This window comes from Pantoea sp. C1E2, assembly GCF_056491465.1.
In genome coordinates this window covers 2,798,252-2,813,075 of sequence record NZ_JBSZHT010000002.1, presented here as the reverse complement: position 1 = coordinate 2,813,075, position 14,824 = coordinate 2,798,252, and the positions used below count along the sequence as shown (strand labels likewise).

Genomic DNA, 14,824 nt, shown 5'->3' with positions numbered 1-14,824 from the left:
TGGTGCAAGGGGGGATTTCATCAGTTTTTGATGATTTTAAAGAAGGTAAATAGCATGTCAGGGCGCATGGTTATTGAGTTTGTTTGAGATTTCTTAAGCGGGAAAGTTTATCGTGGCTAACATTTCAAATTGTTTAGACCTTTACAATCAGCACTTTTTGCTAAACCTATTTTTCCACAGTTAGCGTTAGAATCCTGAAAAATTTAAATAAATGGACTTTGTGATGGGGAAGAAAGTATTTATTCCTTTGGTAGCCGTTGCCGGTCTGGGATTGGCATTCGCCAGTTACAGCGGTTGGGACCAAAATAACCAGATTCAGCAAGACCGATTAACGTGCCCATTAATCAAGCCGGAACAAATTGTGGGTAGCGTTGAACGTGATCTATTAAACAAACCAGCTGAAGCCTTTTTCCATAAAAGTCGAATTACTATTGGTGCTCTGCATATCGATAGTGAAAGTATTCAACTTGAGCAGGGGACGCATTATTCAGTGTTTTTCACCATAACAGGAAGAATGGTGAGGAAGTATGTGGCATCAGTAAGATGTTCAGATTTAAATGATATTTCTTATAATGAATTATAATTAGATTTAAGTTTTTATTTATTTTAGGACACGGCTGCATCTGTGCGTGATATAGAATTAACTCGATCTTATTTTTATCAGGGTGAGATTTTAAATACTGAATTGCATTTTTATATCCATCACGTAGTAATACATTTTCAATCTAATGTCTTTTTATTGACGCCCCCTGAAAAAGGGAAATTAAAAAATACATTGCTCATCGCAGATGGGCCGCGATGGCGTAAGATTTCTTACGTGTGGCATGATGAAATAATTAATATTTTCAGGTTGTTAAGCTTCACTCCGCAAACCAAATCCGCCATGCTTGCACAGAAGCGCAGCCTAAAAATGATCCATCAGAATGGCACCGATGTTGACTACTCTCTGCCAGGGTTAGGATCACTGGTGGAGAAAACACTGATAACTAACAATACTGTGCTTACCTGCAATCATAGAGGTAGTCAGATAACCCATTCTTCGGGGCATTGGCTTACTGTTAACTATCACGGTGAAATAGAATATGGTTTACGGCGTTTTGGCCTATGTATTAAGTGCCTTGGCAATCCACTTAAAAATTTTACCGAAAGCGACAATGTGACTCAGTACAACAAAGACCTGGACTTTATTACTCTGGCTGCAATGATGAATTCACATTATTCATTCAATCAAATGAATGATTTTCAGCGCGTGCAGAAGTCTGATTCCGACCGTTATCTCGCCAGACATCATCATGTGCTCGATCTGGCGGCAAATCTGTTATAAATGACAATTGATTATTTTTCACAGGACGTGATCGATGAAAATTCTTCCTCTGGCTGTTCTGCTACTCGCGGGTTGTGCACCCATTAAACATCCTCGCAACCACGTTGATAAACCTCCAGCGCCCGTGGTGACCGATCTCAAAAGTTACTATTACGCCGTTACCTTTGCTATCCAGACCCAGTTTTTTGACGCCGATCATTACATTGGCAAGACCTGCAATTTACGTATTGATCTTGATGCAAAAGGTCAGGTAAGTGGTATGCATGGACTGAGCGGTGATTTATCTCTCTGTACCGAAGCGATATACGCGGTAAAGCATGCCGAGTTGCCCGCTCCGCCTTCTGCAGAGGTGCATGAGAAGACCAAAAGTATGGTGATAGTATTTGCTCCTCAGTAAGGATGTGCGATGAATCTCACCGATACGATTAAAGCGCGATGCAATTTATCGCGCAACCCTGCAACCCACCTAACAATTTCAGGTATTTCCTTCTGTCCTAAACCAAATTCTGTCACACCAGCCATCACGATTTCCCCCAGCACCCTATAAGGCAAGAAAAGTAACCATCCTGTTACAGTCCCGCACAGAATTGCCGATAACTTCCCCAGAATCATTCCAATTTTTACGCACGATTTTTTTCTATTTCTGGGGTGTCTATGCGCTTCAATTATGACTTGTTACCGGGTGAGCTACTGACCTTCGAAGAGATCGCGCTGCGCTATGCGCAGCAGCATCCTGATGAGAAAGAGCTTACCGCACGCGGGTTGCTGAGCCCGTCGACCAGCTTTCGCAATTTGGTGATCCGCGCGGTGTTCGCGCAGGAAGAGATCAACAGTCCGTTAGAGGATCTGTTGTTCGTCTCGGAAGATAACGAGCGCAAAAACTATCTGCGCCGTTTCGAACACTATTTAAAAAGCCAGCAGGCTTTCCTTTATTTCCGTCGTAACGATGAAATAAAGAAAGAAGGGCGGTGGAAGGTAGTGGGAGAAACCCAGGTTTACGCCATGCTCGATCCCAACTCGGCTGAAGCGCAGAATCTGCTCAACAGCCGGGGCTTTAAACTGGTGCTGATGCGTCAGACGGAAGAGGAGGAGTACTGGCAGCTGTTCGACCCGCATGCGCACCCTTGTTTCCCGCTGTCGCGTAAAATCCAGTTTCTGGTGGTGCTGAGTACGCCGCAGCATAAAGTACCGACAGCGGTGATGCCGGGCTTAGAAGTGGGACGGCGCGTGAAGGCGAAAGTGTTCCAACGTGCCAGCCAGGCGGAGTTCAGTTCGGCCGTTAAAGCGCGTTACGGCGCCTGTATTATCACCGGCACGCAACTCACCGAACGCCACAGCTGGCCGTGGGTGGAGGCCTGCTATATCGATACACAGGAAAATGAAGAAGGTTTTCTTGCCGATAACAGCGTCGATAACGGTTTATTCCTGCGCAGCGATTTACAGCGGCTGTTTATCAACAAAATGATAAGTATTAACGCCGAAACCGGGCAGGTGCTGTTTAATCCGGCACTGGAAACAGAAGCCCCGATTAGCGATTTTTATCAGACACTTGAGGGCAAAACCTGTGCGCTGTGGGACGCGGTGCCGCCTGGCACGCGGCTACGGCTGAAAAACCTGCGCTAAAGACACCAACGATGGCGGTGCATTCCACCGCCATCCATAACAAATTTGAAATAACCTCGCTTTTGCCCGCCTATTCTGCCAATCGAAACCCCTACAGAATTGGATAATCATGCCGATAACTTTATTAACGCAGGGTAGTCACCGTGAACGATCTCTATACGCCCGAAGGCGTGATGGATAAACATTCGCTCTGGCAGCGCTACGTTCCTCTGGTGCGACATGAAGCGTTGCGCTTGCAGGTACGTCTGCCAGCCAGCGTTGAGCTTGACGATCTGCTGCAGGCGGGTGGTATTGGTTTATTGAATGCCGTGGAGCGCTACGACGCGCTGCAAGGCACTGCCTTTACCACCTATGCCGTGCAGCGTATCCGGGGAGCGATGCTGGATGAACTGCGCAGCCGCGACTGGGCACCTCGTAGCGTGCGTCGTAATGCGCGCGAAGTGGCCGGTGCTATGCATCAGGTAGAACAAGCGTTGGGGCGCTCGGCTTCTGAGCAGGAAGTGGCTGAACAGTTGAATGTTTCGCTGGAAGAGTATCGGCAGATTTTGCTCGATACCAATAACAGCCAACTCTTCTCCTACGACGAGTATCGGGAAGAGCACGGTGACAGTGCGGAGCTGGTGACGGAAGGGCATGAAGAAGCCAACCCGCTTCATCAGTTATTGGAAGGAAACCTGCGTGATCGCGTAATTGAAGCCATCGAGGCACTGCCCGATCGTGAAAAATTAGTGCTCACACTGTACTACCAGGAAGAACTGAACCTGAAAGAGATTGGCGCAGTGCTGGAAGTGGGGGAATCCCGCGTCAGTCAGCTGCACAGTCAGGCGATTAAACGCCTGCGTGCCCGGTTAGCGGGGGCGCGCTGACAGACTCAGTTCCTGGCATCGAAAAAATAAAAATACCGGGGACTCAGCAATGGGAGCCAAAGCCAAAGCCAGACCTTTAAGTCGTTATCTTAAAGACTATAAACACAGCCAAAGCAACTGTTCACATTGTGGCAAAGTTTTAGACCGTATGGCGTTAGTGTTTCGCGGACAGATCATCAATAAAGAGGCCATCGCACGGATGGACCAGATGATTGATGAACAGGTATGGGTGAAACTCCAGCCGGAACTGACCGCGTTATGCCGTTTTTGCAGCGATATTTTTTGTAATACCCATCCTAATTACTTCGACATTATGGCGTTCAAACAATATCTGTTTGAGCAAACCGAGATGAGTCACAGCACCATTCGCGAGTATGTGGTGCGGCTGCGTCGTCTTGATGACATGCTGAAAGCGAAAAATTTCCCGGCCGACAGATTACGGGGCAATAGCTGGCATGAGTGTCTGGAAAACGATTTGCCGGATGCCGGTAATAACAATTACCGCATCGCGTTGCGTAAATATGACCAGTTTTTAGGCTGGCAGCAGGGCTGATTGTGATCCCGCCCTTGTTGTTGCTGAGCATAGCAGCAACAGGGGCCGCTCTCGCAGAATTCCGGGTGCGACTTTTCTCATCTTCTGCAACACTGTATGGATAATTGCATATCGCCCGAATGGAGGCTGCATTGTCTTTACATCTCTTGCACCAGTTCCCACGTCTTGAATTACTCGGTGCACCCACGCCGCTTGAGCATCTGCCACGGCTTTCTGATTATCTTGGTCGCGATATCTTTATCAAGCGCGATGACTTCACGCCTGTGGCTATGGGCGGCAATAAACTGCGTAAACTCGAATTCCTGGCAGCCGATGCGCTGCGAGAAGGCGCGGATGTTCTGCTGACGGCGGGCGCGATTCAATCCAATCACGTGCGCCAGACGGCGGCAGTGGCGGCGCGCCTTGGCCTCAAGTGCGTGGCGCTGCTGGAAAATCCGATTGGCACCACTTCTGAAAACTACCTCACCAACGGCAACCGCCTGATGCTCGACCTGATGGACGTCGAGGTGGTGATGGTCGATGCGCTGCACAATCCCACTGAACAACTGGCCGAGCAGGCTGAGCATCTCGAAGCCCAGGGTTTCCGACCTTATATTGTGCCTGTTGGCGGTTCCAACGCGCTGGGTGCGCTCGGTTATGTGGAGTGCGCGCAGGAGATCGCTCATCAAAGCGAAGGCGTGGTGGATTTCGCTGCCGTGGTGGTGGCCTCGGGCAGCGCAGGTACGCATGCGGGCTTAGCGGTGGGGCTGGAGCAGTTGCTACCCGATACAGAGCTGGTCGGCGTGACGGTTTCGCGCAAAGTCGAGGCGCAGTTACCAGTGGTAGAGCGTATCCGCACCGCGCTGGCGGAACAGCTGGAAGTGCAGACGCACGCGCCTATCACCCTGTGGGACGACTACTTTGCGCCGCGCTACGGCGAACCTAATGATGAAGGCATGGCAGCGGTAAAACTGCTGGCGCGTCTTGAGGGCATCATGCTGGATCCGGTTTATACCGGCAAAGCGATGGCTGGATTGATCGATGGCATTGCGCAGAACCGTTTCCGACGCGAAGGGCCGCTGCTGTTTATTCATACCGGCGGCGCGCCTGCGTTATTTGCTTATCATCCTTCGGTCTGAGACAGCACCAAAAAAAAGTTTATAATCCGGCGGTTATTGCATAAAAGGTCGCCATAAATGGCAACCCTACGAAGGTTCGGAGTTGCCTGGACTCATTGAGCAAGGTTCTGTTCGAAACAGCTCGGCGCTGTGCAGTTTTCGTAGGGTGTGCATTTATGCGCACTGAGACACAACACAACACATCACAATAAATGGGGTAAACATGGCTTTCTCTCCTATTCGTCGCCAACTGGTGATGGGCATGATGGCAGTCGCGCTGGTCGCGGGCGTTAACGTCAAAACGTTCGCCGCAGAAGATCTGCTGGCACAGGTTAAGAGCAAAGGTGAGCTGCGCGTTGGTCTGGAAGGCACTTATCCGCCGTTCAGTTTCCAGGATGAAAGCGGCAAGCTGACCGGTTTTGAAGTGGAGTTCGCGCAAGAGCTGGCGAAGCACCTCGGCGTTAAGGCGGATCTGAAGCCGACCAAGTGGGACGGCATGCTGGCGGCGCTGGATTCTAAGCGTATCGATGTGGTGATCAACCAGGTGACCATCTCACCTGAGCGTAAGAAGAAGTATGACTTCTCCACGCCGTACACCATCTCTGGCGTACAGGCGCTGACGATGAAGAAAAACGCTGGCAGCATCACCAAGCCAGACGATCTGTCAGGCAAGAAAGTCGGTGTTGGCCTGGGCTCGAACTATGAGCAGTGGCTGCGCGACAACGTCAAAGGCGTTGATATCCGTACTTATGATGATGACCCAACCAAATACCAGGATCTGCGTTCTGGCCGTCTCGATGCCATTCTGGTTGACCGTTTAGCGGCACTGGATCTGGTGAAGAAAACCGGCGACACCATGGCGGTAGCGGGTCCGGCCTTCTCCCGTCTGGAATCGGGCGTGGCAGTGCGTAAAGGCAATGACGACCTGCTGAAAGCCATTGATTCCGCGATTGCGGATATGCAGAAAGATGGCTCGCTGAGCAAACTCTCTGAGAAATGGTTCGGCGCGGACGTCACTAAATAATGCAGGAAAGCCTACAACTGGTGCTGGATTCAGCACCATTTTTACTGAAAGGCGCGCTGTTCACGCTGCAGCTGAGTATCGGCGGGATGTTCTTCGGTCTGGTACTCGGCTTCGTGCTGGCGCTAATGCGCCTGTCGCATTTCTGGCCGATAAACTGGCTGGCGCGTATCTATGTGTCGATTTTCCGTGGCACGCCGCTGATCGCCCAGCTGTTTATGATCTACTACGGCTTGCCGCAGTTCGGTATCGAGCTGGATCCTATCCCTTCCGCGATGATCGGTTTGTCACTGAATACCGCAGCTTATGCTTCTGAATCTCTGCGTGGCGCGATTGCAGCCATTGAACGCGGACAGTGGGAAGCGGCCGCGAGTATTGGCATGACGCCATGGCAAACTCTGCGCCGTGTGATTCTGCCTCAAGCAGCACGAACCGCCTTGCCACCGCTTGGTAACAGCTTTATCAGCCTGGTGAAAGACACCTCGCTGGCGGCCACCATTCAGGTGCCGGAGCTGTTCCGTCAGGCGCAATTGATCACCTCGCGTACGCTGGAAGTGTTCACCATGTATCTGGCTGCCTCACTGATTTACTGGGTGATGGCGACGGTGCTGTCGGCGTTGCAAAACCGCCTGGAAGCGCATGTGAATCGACAGGATCGGGAGGGGAAATGAGTGCAATAGAAGTACGTCAGCTGGTCAAGCAGTTCCACGGCCAGACCGTGTTGCACGGCATCGACCTTGATGTCGCGCCGGGCGAAGTGGTGGCAATTATCGGCCCAAGCGGTTCGGGTAAAACCACTTTGCTGCGCAGTATCAATTTGCTGGAAGTGCCGGATAGCGGTCGCGTCACGGTGGGCAACATCACCATTGATGCCAGCATCGGGCTCAATAAGCAGAAAGAGCAGGTACGCCGTTTACGTCAGCAGGTGGGCTTTGTGTTTCAGAATTTCAATCTGTTCCCGCATCGATCCGTACTCGAGAACATCATTGAAGGGCCGGTGATCGTGAAGGGGGAACCGAAAGCGGAAGCCGTTGCGCGCGCACGGAGCCTGCTGGAGAAAGTCGGTCTGCATGGCAAAGAAGAGAGCTTCCCACGCCGTTTATCGGGCGGCCAGCAGCAACGTGTCGCCATTGCGCGTGCGCTGGCGATGCGACCGGAAGTGATTCTGTTCGATGAACCGACTTCAGCGCTGGACCCGGAGCTGGTGGGTGAAGTGCTGAATACCATTCGCGCACTGGCGCAGGAGAAACGCACCATGGTGATCGTGACGCATGAGATGAGTTTTGCGCGTGACGTGGCCGATCGGGCGATCTTTATGGATCAGGGCCGTATCGTGGAGCAGGGCGCAGCGAAAGAATTGTTCAGCAATCCGCAGCAGGCTCGTACCCGGCAATTTCTTGACAAGTTCCTTAACCAATAGCCTCAAGCGTCGTCTGAAAATGACGGCGCTTTCTCGTTAATTCCCTCAAAATCCCCCTCTAAGTTTCGTCCGAAAATTGTCAGGCGACATTTAAATAACCCGCTGAAAAACGGTGTTTTATTCAGTACTCAAAATACCTTGCAAGGGCTGAACGCTTTTTTAGGACGCCCCTGATTGTGACATCTTTGTAAATCTTAATAATTCTTTACAAATTCATGGCGCAATCAGGATCATAAAATGAGCAATGCCAGAAATGAAGTCCTCTGGATCAACACGCTAAAAGGTGCCTGCATCTTGCTGGTGGTGTTGCACCACTCGATCATCACCACCTTCGCTCCTTCCCTGCATCATCTCACTGCCGGCATCGTACCTGCGCACTGGTGGGTGACCTTTAATACCTACCTCTCACCGCTGCGTATGCCCGCCTTTTTCTTTGTCTCGGGTTTACTGGCGGCCAGTTCGATCGTGAAGAAAAGCTGGAAGGAAGTGTTCACCAAAAAGTTCAGCAATATCGTCTATCTCTATTTGCTGTGGGGCGTGATTCAGTGGCTGAGCATTCACTATATCTCCACCCATCTCGGTGAGCGGCTATCCAGCACCAAAAACGCCGCCTATGCGGACTCGCCGTTTGAATTCTTTAAGCTGCTGCTGACCTCAATGACCAGCCTGTGGTATCTCTACGCGCTGGCGGGTTTCTTCTTGTTCACCAAGCTGTTCCATCGTCAGAAAATGGCGCTGATGGCACTGGCGATTGTCGCAACCTATGCCGCGCAGTTTAGCCTGATCCCCGGTTGGGGACCGGCCAGCGTGGCGCAAAACTATCTCTACTTCCTGCTTGGGGTGTTCTTCAGTCAGTCACTGATTGAGATCAGCCAACTTAAGCGTCAACACTGGCTGCTGCTGGCAGGCATCGCGGTGATTGGCGTGGTGCATCATGTGGGCGGCATCTATAAAAATCCGTTCTATAGCCTGCTGACCATCGTGTTTGGCATCGTCGCGTGCCGTTTCCTCAATGAGCGCCTGAACATGGGGTGGCTTAACTGGATTGGTCGTAATACGCTGCAGATTTACGTGCTGCACCGTATCTTCATTGAATTGCTGGGACTCAGCGCAATCGCACTGGCGCTGCATTACGGCTGGTTTGGCAATGCAGTGTTTAGTTGGGCATGGGCGTTGCTGATGCCGATCACGGGCGTGGCGCTCTGTGTGACGGTCTCATTGTTGGTGTGGTCATTGCTCAATCGCGGTCCAGGCAGAATGTTATTCCTTTATCCACGGCTGCTGCGAAAACCCGCTCCAGAGACAAAAGCAGCTCCGCTGCAATAATCAAATTGGGCCAGTTCGCTGGCCCTAATTATTTCTAACTAGCACATTATTAATATCCGCGCTTATCCATCTGCCACATTTAATAATAATCCGAATGTCATTTGATTTTAATTTGGTTTAATAGTGGTGGATTGCTCTTAATTTCCCTGTATTAATTGTTCACCTTATTTCCCTCGCCATGCCCTTAGTCACTCTATTTTGGGAAGATATTGTTAGCCTGCTTAGCATTCAATTAATGTCTGGAACTGTAAAGTATTGTTATATCAGGGCCAGCAAAAAAAATTTAGGACTTTCGCTAGAGTCATCCCGCGCCAGCTTGTTTAATAATCGTTGAATAACCAGAAATGCATCATTGTTTATTTCCTCATACTTCTCCTTTTAGACCTACACAGCAGCGGGAGTTAATCATATGAATAACGCCAGGAAAGAAGATATTGCATGGGTCAATACCCTGAAAGGGGCCTGCATATTGCTGGTGGTGTTGTATCACACCGTATTACCCGGATTTGAAGGAACGGTGAAATTATTGACGGCTGGTTGGATACCGGCAGAAATATGGGTGCAGTTTAATACCGTTTTATCTCCGCTGCGTATGCCAGCCTTTTTCTTTGTTTCTGGCTTGCTGGCAACCAACGGTATTCTGAATCGTCCATGGAAGCAGGTCTTTACCAGCCGTATTACCAATCTGTTCTATCTGTATATTTTATGGGGCTTTATTCAGTGGTGGTCGATTGTGGGTATCTCCACAGAGATTACCGGTCAGCGCATCTCACACAACCTGAATGCCGCCTATGCGGGTTCACTGTTTGAGTTCCTGAAGCTGACATTTATGGCGATGAGTACCTCGTGGTATCTGTACGGACTGGCACTGTATTTCCTATGTGCGAAGATCTTCCACAAACAGAAAGTGGCGTTGCTGGTGGTCGCTATTGCGCTTAACTATCTGGCGGTGGAGAAGATCATTCCATACTGGGGACCGCAAAGCGTGGCGCAGTACTTCCTGTTCTTCTTGCTGGGCGCGTTCTGGAGCCCATTGATGCTGCGCATGAGCGAATGGCGTCGTGAAAACCTCGTGCCATGGGCGTTATTAGCGGCGGTTTCAGGGATCCACATTATCTTCGGTCTGGATAAGAGCCTGTTCCTGTGCATTATCGCGGTGCTGGCGAGTGTGGCGGCCTGTCGCTGGCTCAACGCGCACTTTAAGATGAGCTATTTTAACTGGATTGGTCGTAATACCCTGCAGATCTACGTTATCCACCGCATCTTCATTGAGTTTTTTGGCATGTCAGCGATTCTGTTCGCTCAGCGCCATCATCTGTTTGAATATGCCTGGTTCTCAATGCTGTGGGCGTGTTTGTATCCGATTGCGATTGTGGGGATTTGCTCACTGCTGTCGGTGGCGGTCTGGTCTGTGACCAATCGCGGGTTGGGGCAGTCGCTGTTTGTCTTCCCGACCTTGATTGGCATGAAGCGCAACAAGTCTGCGGCGTAAGTGCAAAGTGCAAAACAAGCGCGCCGCAACGAGTGAATCAACTCGTCGCGGCGCGCCATGAAAAAGGGCCCTTGCGGGCCCTTGTCCTTTTTAACCAATGGTCATCAAGCTGGCGTTACCACCCGCTGCGGCGGTATTCACGCTCAGTGAGCGCTCTATCAGCAGACGTTCCAGCAGCAGATTGGTTTCGCCACGCGCGAAGCCCTGCACCGAAACAATCGCGCCGTCACGCGCAGCAACCTGCTCGCAGAGTCCGCGTAACTGATCCGCATCACCGTGATAGATCACCGCATCAAACCCGGCGGCCAGCACATCTTTCACCAGCAGCACGTGTTTTTGCACGGCGGCAGGGAGAGATTTGCGCAGCGCACGATGCAACTCATCATCCTGCCAGATGGCCTGACTACCGACGCTGGTCACTGCCGCCAGCTGCGTCAGCGCATCCTGCTCGTTATCCGCAATACAGAGAACATGATCGCGCGGCAGAAGCGTGAAGGTGTTGCGTTCACCGGTTGGGCCTGGCAGCAGTCGCACCGTACCCGCCTGCGCCAGTTCGTCATAACGTTGGCAGAGTGCCAGCAGTTCAGGTTTATCCTGCGCCCAGCTCTGTAATGCCTGGTGAGCACTCATCAACTCGGTGCGAACGGAGCTGTCGACCGGACGCTCAGCATCCTGACGATCAAAGGTCTTACGCAGTGCATTATCCGGGCGGTTTGCCAGCAGGCGATAGAGATAGAGCGGGCCGCCGGCTTTTGGACCAGTGCCGGATAAACCTTCGCCACCAAATGGCTGCACGCCCACGACCGCGCCAACCATGTTGCGGTTCACATAAAGGTTGCCGACCTTCGCACCCGCTGTAACCTGCGCGATGGTTTCATCGATACGGGTATGCACACCCAGCGTCAGACCGTAACCAGAGGCGTTAATCTGATCGATCAGCTGTGGCAGACTGTTACGCGTAAAACGCACCACGTGCAGTACCGGGCCAAACACCTCTTTGTCCAGATCGCTCACCTGACCCAACTCGATCAGGGTTGGCTTGATGAAGGTGCCGTTGTTCCACTCTTTACTGTCTTGTGGATTATCCTGCGCCGCCTGATACACCGTGAAGCCCTTATTGCGCATCGCCTGGATGTGACGCTCAATGTTGCCTTTGGCTTCGGCATCGATCACTGGACCAATATCGGTCGACAGGCGTTCCGGATTGCCCATACGGCATTCGGCCATCGCACCGCGCAGCATTTTCAGCGTGTGGTCCGCGACATCGTCCTGAATGCATAGCAGACGCAGCGCCGAGCAGCGTTGTCCGGCACTGTCGAAAGCGGAGGCCACGATATCGATCACCACCTGTTCCGTTAGCGCGGAAGAGTCGACGATCATCGCGTTCATGCCGCCGGTTTCTGCAATCAGCGGGGTAGGGCGACCTTGCGGATCAAGACGACCGGCGAGGTTACGTTGCAGCAACGTGGCCACGGCGGTGGAACCGGTGAACATCACCCCACGCACGCGCTCGTCGCCCGTCAGTTGTGCACCGACGGTTTCACCCTGGCCTGGCAATAGTTGCAGCACGCCAGCAGGTACACCGGCATCCAGCATAATTTGTACCGCCTGGGCAGCAATCAGAGGTGTTTGCTCAGCCGGTTTCGCCAGCACGCTGTTACCTGCCGCCAGTGCAGCGGCGATCTGACCGGCGAAAATCGCCAGCGGGAAGTTCCACGGGCTGATGCACACTACCGGGCCGAGCGGACGGTGGGTTTCGTTATCGAAGTCATCACGCACCATGCCGGCGTAGTAATAGAGGAAATCCACCGCCTCGCGCACTTCGGCAATGGCGTTGTTGTAGGTCTTGCCTGCTTCACGAACCAGTAAGCCAATCAACTGCTGCATCTGGCCTTCCATCGCCTCGGCAGCACGTTCCAGAATGGCGGCACGCTCTTGCGGCGGGGTGGCAAACCAGATCGGACCGGCATTCACTGCCGCATCCAGTGCGGCTGAAACCTCCGCTTCGCTGGCATCGCGTACGCTGCCCACCACATCGGCTGGCGCGGAAGGGTTGAGCACCGGGCGGCTGACACCTTCACCCAGCTCACCTTCAACTAAAGGTTTTGCTACCCATGGCTGGCTGGCGCTGTTCAGCAAGGCGCTGGAGAGCGAAGCCAGACGATGTTCATTAGCCATATCCAGACCAGCCGAGTTCACGCGTTTGTCGCCATAGAGGTCGCGCGGTAACGGAATCTTCGGATGTGGCAGACCTACAGCACCTTCGATCGCGCCCATCTTCTCGACGGCTGTCACCGGATCGGCGACCAGCTCATCCAGAGGCAGGGTGTTATCCGCAATGCGATTGACGAACGAGGTGTTCGCACCGTTTTCCAACAGGCGACGCACAAGGTAAGCCAGCAAGGTTTCATGCGTGCCGACGGGTGCATAAATGCGGCAAGGACGGTTCAGTTTGCCGTCAGCGACTTTGCCCACCACCTGCTCATACAGCGGTTCACCCATGCCGTGCAGACACTGGAACTCATACTGACCCGGATAGTAGTTATTGCCCGCCAGCTGATAGATTGCTGCCAGCGTGTGAGCATTGTGGGTCGCGAACTGCGGATAAATCAGATTCGGCACCGCCAGCAACTTACGCGCACAGGCCAGATAAGAGATATCGGTATAAACCTTGCGAGTGTAGACCGGATAACCTTCCAGACCTTCGACTTGCGCACGCTTGATTTCGCTATCCCAGTACGCGCCTTTCACCAGACGGATCATCAGACGGCGACGGCTGCGCTGCGCTAAGTCCACCAGTGAATCGATAACAAATGGGCAGCGCTTCATGTATGCCTGAATCACGAAGCCGATACCGTTCCAGCCATCCAATTCTGGCTCGAAGCACAGCTTTTCTAACAGGTCGAGTGACAGCTCAAGGCGATCCGCTTCTTCGGCATCAATATTGATACCGATGTCGTATGAGCGGGCCAGCAAGGTGAGTGATTTGAGAATCGGGTAAAGCTCTTCCATCACGCGCTCATACTGCGCACGGCTATAGCGCGGATGCAGTGCAGACAGTTTGATGGAGATACCGGGGCCTTCATAAATACCGCGACCGTTGGAGGCCTTGCCAATCGCATGGATCGCCTGCTGATAGGAGAGCAGATAAGCTTTAGCATCGCTGGCGGTCAGTGCCGCTTCACCCAGCATATCATAGGAGTAGCGGAAACCTTTCTCCTCCAGCTTGCGCGCATTCGCCAGCGCTTCAGCAATGGTTTCACCGGTGACGAACTGCTCGCCCATCAGGCGCATAGCCATATCCACGCCTTTGCGGATCAGCGGTTCGCCACTCTTACCGATAATGCGGTTAAGCGAGCGCGATAAGTTGGCTTCATTGTGAGTCGACACCAAACGACCAGTAAACAGCAGACCCCAGGTGGCAGCGTTGACAAACATGGATGGGCTGCGACCCAAATGCGATTGCCAGTTGCCGTTACTGATTTTATCGCGGATCAGCGCGTCACGGGTTGGCTTGTCCGGAATACGTAATAATGCTTCCGCCAGACACATCAATGCCACGCCTTCCTGTGAGGAGAGAGAGAACTCCTGCAACAGACTTTGCACCATTCCGGCGCGTCCGGTTGCACCTTTTTGGTGCCGCAACTTATCCGCCAGGCTGTAAGCAAGCTGATGCGTTTTCTCGGCCAGCGGGGCAGGGAGACGCGCCTGCTCCAGCAGCATCGGTACCGCATCGGTTTCCGGACGACGCCAGGCAGCGGTGATGGCCGAACGCGTGACCGACTGCGGCAAAATATGTTCTGCGAAGTCGAGGAAAGGCTGGAATGACTCGTCTGGCGCACCTTCTTCACTGGCGGCATCAGCAAGCTGTAGAGGAATTTCTGGCAGCCCTTCACCGGCTTCCAGTTGCGAAAGATAGTTAAAAATCGCCTGTTTAATCAGCCAGTGTGGGGTGCGGTCAATTTTGCCTGCCGCCAGTTTAATGCGATCGCGGGTGGCTTCATCCAGCTTCACCCCCATGGTGGTGGTTCCCATGATTTCCTCTTCCTCAAAAAATGAATCGACATCAGCGTGGGCTGCACTATCACTCATGTTGCAACTT

The 14,824-nt window shown here is 52.5% G+C and carries 13 protein-coding genes; 12 read left to right on the top strand and 1 reads right to left on the bottom strand.

All coding sequences use genetic code 11. From position 1 onward, the window contains the following. Nucleotides 1-223 precede the first annotated feature (223 nt). The 12 genes from ACXI0A_RS13510 to ACXI0A_RS13455 all read left to right on the top strand — a co-directional run bounded on the left by ACXI0A_RS13510 (nt 224) and on the right by ACXI0A_RS13455 (nt 10,722). Complete coding sequence (locus tag ACXI0A_RS13510; protein ID WP_224931609.1) at nt 224-583, top strand: hypothetical protein; 360 nt, start codon at nt 224-226, stop codon at nt 581-583. A 42-nt stretch (nt 584-625) separates the two neighbouring features. Further along, nucleotides 626-1,324, top strand: a complete 699-nt coding sequence (locus ACXI0A_RS13505) for a hypothetical protein (protein ID WP_476148350.1) — start codon at nt 626-628, stop codon at nt 1,322-1,324. A gap of 34 nt (nt 1,325-1,358) precedes the next feature. Next, nucleotides 1,359-1,721, top strand: a complete 363-nt coding sequence (locus ACXI0A_RS13500; protein ID WP_476148352.1) for a cell envelope integrity TolA C-terminal domain-containing protein — start codon at nt 1,359-1,361, stop codon at nt 1,719-1,721. Between the two features lie 257 nt (nt 1,722-1,978). Then, nucleotides 1,979-2,947: an HNH endonuclease gene (locus tag ACXI0A_RS13495; protein WP_476148354.1), complete on the top strand. Its 969-nt coding sequence runs from the start codon at nt 1,979-1,981 to the stop codon at nt 2,945-2,947. A 143-nt stretch (nt 2,948-3,090) separates the two neighbouring features. Next, nucleotides 3,091-3,813, top strand: a complete 723-nt coding sequence (locus ACXI0A_RS13490) for an RNA polymerase sigma factor FliA (protein ID WP_476148356.1) — start codon at nt 3,091-3,093, stop codon at nt 3,811-3,813. A 49-nt stretch (nt 3,814-3,862) separates the two neighbouring features. After that, nucleotides 3,863-4,366 (top strand): flagella biosynthesis regulatory protein FliZ, encoded by a 504-nt coding sequence (gene fliZ / locus ACXI0A_RS13485; RefSeq protein ID WP_224931616.1) that lies wholly within the window; start codon nt 3,863-3,865, stop codon nt 4,364-4,366. Between the two features lie 131 nt (nt 4,367-4,497). Further along, nucleotides 4,498-5,484, top strand: coding sequence for a D-cysteine desulfhydrase (locus ACXI0A_RS13480; RefSeq protein WP_476148358.1), 987 nt, complete (start codon nt 4,498-4,500; stop codon nt 5,482-5,484). A gap of 202 nt (nt 5,485-5,686) precedes the next feature. Next, the gene (gene tcyJ, locus ACXI0A_RS13475; RefSeq protein ID WP_224931620.1) at nt 5,687-6,487 is read left to right on the top strand and encodes a cystine ABC transporter substrate-binding protein; all 801 of its coding nucleotides are present in this window, start codon (nt 5,687-5,689) and stop codon (nt 6,485-6,487) included. Next, complete coding sequence (gene tcyL, locus ACXI0A_RS13470) at nt 6,487-7,155, top strand: cystine ABC transporter permease (protein WP_224931622.1); 669 nt, start codon at nt 6,487-6,489, stop codon at nt 7,153-7,155. The genes tcyJ and tcyL overlap by 1 nt, the downstream gene beginning before the upstream one ends. Next, nucleotides 7,152-7,904 (top strand): L-cystine ABC transporter ATP-binding protein TcyN, encoded by a 753-nt coding sequence (gene tcyN / locus ACXI0A_RS13465; RefSeq protein ID WP_224931624.1) that lies wholly within the window; start codon nt 7,152-7,154, stop codon nt 7,902-7,904. Before tcyL ends, tcyN begins: the two co-directional genes overlap by 4 nt. Before the next feature lie 237 nt (nt 7,905-8,141). Then, complete coding sequence (locus tag ACXI0A_RS13460) at nt 8,142-9,230, top strand: acyltransferase family protein (RefSeq protein WP_476148361.1); 1,089 nt, start codon at nt 8,142-8,144, stop codon at nt 9,228-9,230. Nucleotides 9,231-9,639: 409 nt separating this feature from the next. After that, nucleotides 9,640-10,722: an acyltransferase family protein gene (locus ACXI0A_RS13455; RefSeq protein WP_224931628.1), complete on the top strand. Its 1,083-nt coding sequence runs from the start codon at nt 9,640-9,642 to the stop codon at nt 10,720-10,722. 90 nt (nt 10,723-10,812) lie between these two features. Here ACXI0A_RS13455 and putA read toward each other — a convergent pair whose 3' ends face one another. After that, a complete protein-coding gene (gene putA / locus ACXI0A_RS13450; protein WP_476151041.1) occupies nt 10,813-14,757 on the bottom strand; it encodes a trifunctional transcriptional regulator/proline dehydrogenase/L-glutamate gamma-semialdehyde dehydrogenase in 3,945 nt (1,314 codons plus the stop codon). Between the last annotated feature and the right edge of the window lie 67 nt (nt 14,758-14,824).